Here is a 4,848-nt window from a genome sequence, read left to right on the forward strand (position 1 = left end):
CTCGCGCTGCATCGAAGCGAGCCCGGCCGGATTCCAGTAGATGGCGCTCGGATCGTTGGCGACCGCCACGAATGCTTCGCCGAGCCCCTCGGCGCGCGCCCCCACGCCGATCTTGAGGAACTGGCCGGAGGTGGTGCCCGCACGCTGGTCGCCGAGGCGCACTTGGGCGATCGCCGGCGCGGCGAACGCCAGCGCCGCGACGGCCAGCGCAGCCCCTGTCCCCCAGCGCCTAGAAGTCATAGTCGAGGCTGATGCGGTATTGCGCGCCCGGGCCGAGGTTGGAAGGATCGTCCACCAGCTGGACCAGCGTGTTGGGATCGTTGATCAGCAGATCGCCGGGGCGCGACGGGTCGTACTCGCCCACGCCGCGCATGCGCTGCTCGCCGGTCACGCGGTCAACGCGGTACACCAGCCGATTGTTGAAGATGTTGGTGCCGGTGAGGCTCAGATCGAATCGCTGCGCCCCGAAGCGCATGACGTGATTGAGGCGGATGTCGGTGGTGATCTGGAACGGCCCGTTTTTCGAGTTGGTTTCCCCGGCCACGTCGGAAGTGAGCGTCGCGGGCGTGTAGGCGCGCCCCGACTCGCCCTGCAGGTAGACGTTGAGGCCGCAGTTCTTCATCCAGTTGCGCGGCGCCTGCTCGTCGTAACGCAGGTCGAAATTGGTGGTGACCTTGAACGGGCGGCTCCAGGTCACGTACTGCTCGGAGAGCGGCACGTCGGCGGCGCTGCTGTTCGAGAGCTGAATCGCGCGGATCTCGCTCGGATCGCTGTCCTTGCCCTTGGTCTGCTGGAACGTGAAGGTCACCTTGCCCGACCAGAAGTTGGAGCGTCGGCGCTCCATCTCGATCTCGATCCCTTTGGATCGCGCAAATGATCCGCTCACGTACTGCGAGTAGATGATCGGCACCGCGCCCTCCGCACGCGTGAGCTGCACGCCGCGCGGATAGTCGTAGACGTCCTTCACGAAGAAGCTGACGTTGACCGCCGACTTGTCGGTGAACTGGCTCTTGGCGCCCAGCTCGTAGTTCACCGAAACCTGCGGGTTGAGATCGGGATTGCCCTGGAGCGGGAAGGCTTCCCCCGATACTGACGTCATCTTGGCGTAGACCAGCCGGTACTGCGGGAGCTGGGTGAAGCGTCCGTAGTTGAAGAAGAAACTGCTGCGATCGGTAATCGGGTGCGCGACGATGATGCGTGGCGACCAGCGCAGCTTGTAACGACGCCCGAAAAACGAGTTGGTGTCGTTGTAGAAGTCCTCGCGATTGGCGGCGTTGAAATTGTGGTTGGTGGTGTCCGACAGAGCGAGCTCCGCTTCCCGGCCCACGAACCAGTAGTCGGCGCGCAGTCCGAGGTTGGCGCTGAAGCCCTCGTATTCGAGCTGATCGCGCACGTAAAACGCGCCCACCCAGGGGTGCACGTCCCACAGGTCGTGCTGGCTGCCGAGGCCGCTCGGATCCTCGTCCCACGGATCCTGAATCGTGACGAACTGGACGCCCTGGAATTCGTGGGTGAGCCCGAACTCCAGCTCGTGGCGCTTGAAACGCTGCACCATCAGCCAGTTCAGCGCGTAGCTGTTGCTGCGCCGGTCCTGCCAGAGATTGTCGTCGCCGGTGTCGTAGAAGTAGTCGTTGCGGCGAGGGTCGCCGGGCGGGAACACGCTGTCGTCGGGCTTCTGGTAGTCCTGCCACGACTTCCCCTGCACGTCGATCCGCTGCGCCGAGAAGTTTCGCGAGAACTGGAGCTGCGTGAACGAAGTGGTCGACAGCGTGCGCCTCCATTCCGCCGAGAGCTGGACGTTGTCCTCGAGAAACGTGTTGGCGTGCGCCAGGTTGTTGTGCCAGATCCACGGGTAAGCGGGGTCGCCGGCATCGCCGGTGGCGTTGATGATGGTGCGGCTGAAACCCTGGTCGATGTTGATGCGCTTCGACATGTTGAACGCCCAGCGATCGCGCGTGTTGGGCTTCCAGTTGACGCCGTAGCGCAGCCCCCACTGATTGTCGGGTGCCTGGCCGAAGAACGGGCCGTAGCGGAATTTGTGGCCGAAGATCGCGTCCTTGTAGCTCGAGACCAGGTCGTACTGTCGGTTCGAAGGCACGTAGCTGCCGAACATGGTCTGCCACGGCCCGTTGATGTCGTTGCTGAACGCGTAGAACCGCGTGTCGTAGAGCGCGCCCGATACGTCGAGGATCGAGTTGATCTGGCCCGGTTTCCCGCCCAGTGCCCGCACGAGTCCGCCGATCACCGGATCGGGCCCGCCCGCCACCAGCTGGATCGCGCGACCCCCGTAGCTGCCGGCGGTGGTGGTCAATCCGCCCTGGAACTTGTCGGTGCCGTCCTTGAGCCGGATCTCGACCACGCCCGAGAGCGCGTTGCCGTATCGCACGTCGTAGGCGCCGGTCGCCACGTTCACTTCCTGCACCGATCGCGCGTTGATGGTGCCGGCGGTCGGCGCGCCGGTGACCAGGTCCCGGTTGGCGACGCCATTCACCATGAAGATGGTTTCGTCGGAGCGGCCGCCGCGCACGTGGATCTGATCGGCGTCGGTGCTGATGCCGGCCTGCTGCTGCAGCACCTCGCCCACCGTCGCGACCGGCAGATTGCGGATTTCCGCGGAGTTGACGCTGCGCACGGTGGCGCCCTGCCGCACTTCCACCAGGCGCCGCTCGGCGGTCACCTCGACCACCTTCTCCTGGCGCACCACGATCTCTTCGAGCTGGAAGTCGAGCGAGGTGGGCTTGCCGGGAGCCACCACCACCCCCGGCTTCGAGATCGGCGCGTAGCCGAGGAACTGCACCTTGACCTCGTAGGTGCCGGGCGGAACGCCATTCACCACATACTGGCCTTCCGAGTCGGTGAGGCCGCCCTTCTGCGCCCCCATCACCGTCACCGTGGCAAACGGCAGCGCGTGGCCAGTCTTCTTGTCATAAACCTTGCCGCTGATGCTCCCGCGCTCCTGGGCGTAGCCCGGCAGCGCTGTCGCGGCGATCAGAAGGACGGTCCAGGCGAGGACGCGACGGAGAAAGGGCATGAGGGGTCCGAGGTGGTCGAATCTGGGGCGACCGAACCTACGGGCTTGCAAGGGGTCGGTCAAGGCCCGAGTCGCGTCGCCGTCGCTCGCGGAAAGCCGGACTCAACTTGTCAAAGACCGGCGGCGCCGCGGTCGTACTCGGTCGGGTACTCCTCCATGAAGACCCGGTCGATTTCGAGGATCACCCAGCGGAGAATTCGTGCTTTCTCCGCGTACGGAAGGAAGGAGCTCTTGAATCCGTTGATGATGATCTTCTTCACCTCGTAGGGGCTGAGGCGGAAGGTCCGCGCCGCCAGCGAGATCTCGTCGCTCACCGTGGTCGCCGAGATCAGCCGGCTATCGGTGTTGAGCGTGACGCGCAATCCCTGCTTGAAGTACGAGTGGAACGGATGCTCGCGCGCGGTGCGCACCGTGCGCGTCTGCACGTTGGACGACAGGCAGACCTCGAGCGGGATGCGGTGATCGTTGACGTAGCGCATCAGGTCCGGATCTTCGCGCAGGCGCGTGCCGTGACCGATGCGATGGGCGCCGCAGTAGTGCAGCGCCTGACCGATGCTTGCGGGCCCGAACGCCTCGCCGGCGTGCACCGTGGAATTGATGTTGTGCTTGAGGATAAGCTCGAACGCCTCGCGGTGGGCCTTGGCGGGATAGTCCTTCTCCTGGCCCGCGAGATCGAACGCCAGCACGCCCTTGCCCTTGTACGCCACCGCCAGCTCGGCGAGCGCCATCGAGGTCTTGGGATTCATCGAGCGGATGCCGCAGATGATCACGCCGGTGCTGAGCCCATACTTGCGGCCCGCCTCGTTGAGGCCAGCGATGACCGGATCCACGATGTCTTCGAACGAAAGGCGTTTCTTCCGATGGAGGATCGGCGAGTAGCGAACCTCGAGGTGCTTCACGTTCTCGGCGGCCGCGTCCTCTCCCAGCTCGAACGCGACGCGATAGAGTGCGTCGCGCTCCTGCATCACGCTCAGCGTGTAGTCGAAGATCCTGAGGTAGTCGCTGAGATTCCGGGTGCGCTTGCCGGCCTGGAGCAGGCGCGTCAGCCGGGCGAGATTGCGAGTCGGCAGCTTCACTCCCTGCGCCTCGGCCAGCTCGATCATGGTCGCGGGACGCAGGCAGCCGTCGAGATGACAGTGTATGTCGGTCTTGGGAAGCCTCTCGATAACGCGTCGGTCGAGTCTCATGAGCCTCGAAGGTGGAGGGTGCGCTAGTTCGGACGGTCGAGCGCCATGATCTTCTTGACCCGGCGCTCGTGGCGACCGCCGGCGAAAGGAGTGGTGAGGAACAGCCGGACCAGCCGGGTCGCGAGGCCCCGATTCACCACGCGCGCTCCGAGTGCCAGCACGTTGGCGTCGTTGTGCTCGCGGGCGTTCATCGCGGTGGCATCGTCGTGAGCGAGCGCGCACCGCACGCCCGGCACCTTGTTGGCGGCCATCGTCGAGCCGATACCGGCGGCATCCACGACGATGCCCCGGGCGCACCGGCCGCCGGCGACCTCGCGCGCCACCGCCGCCGCGTAGTCCGGATAGTCCACGGCGTCGGTGGAGTGGGTGCCGCAATCGTGCACCTCCCAGCCCAGCTCGTCGTGGATCGCGCGCTTCAGCACTTCCTTGAGCGCGTAGCCTCCGTGATCCGAGCCGATTGCCACGCGGCGCGACGCGCGCGGATTGGGAGCGACCACCGCGCTCGAAGATTCGGCGCCCAACGCACGATCTACCGCCTCGCGCACCAGCTGGCGCACTTTCGATTCGTCGGGAGAGGGCATGGGGTGTGGAGTCTAGCCGGAGGATCCCACCCCCGCCAGAGGCGGATGC

At 65.5% G+C, this 4,848-nt stretch carries 3 protein-coding genes; all 3 read right to left on the minus strand.

The window, feature by feature from the left end:
- Positions 1-229: 229 nt before the first annotated feature.
- Positions 230-3,031 carry a TonB-dependent receptor gene (locus tag VMJ70_05440; protein HTO90555.1) on the minus strand — a complete coding sequence of 934 codons (2,802 nt, stop codon included), beginning with the start codon at positions 3,029-3,031 and terminating at the stop codon, positions 230-232.
- Positions 3,032-3,141: 110 nt separating this feature from the next.
- On the minus strand, positions 3,142-4,218 hold the full coding sequence (gene add, locus VMJ70_05445) for an adenosine deaminase (protein ID HTO90556.1): 1,077 nt from the start codon (positions 4,216-4,218) through the stop codon (positions 3,142-3,144).
- Between the two features lie 23 nt (positions 4,219-4,241).
- Positions 4,242-4,799, minus strand: coding sequence for a ribose 5-phosphate isomerase B (rpiB, locus tag VMJ70_05450; protein ID HTO90557.1), 558 nt, complete (start codon positions 4,797-4,799; stop codon positions 4,242-4,244).
- Positions 4,800-4,848 lie beyond the last annotated feature (49 nt).

The sequence above is a fragment of the Candidatus Sulfotelmatobacter sp. genome (assembly GCA_035498555.1).
Lineage (GTDB): Bacteria > Eisenbacteria > RBG-16-71-46 > RBG-16-71-46 > RBG-16-71-46 > DATKAB01.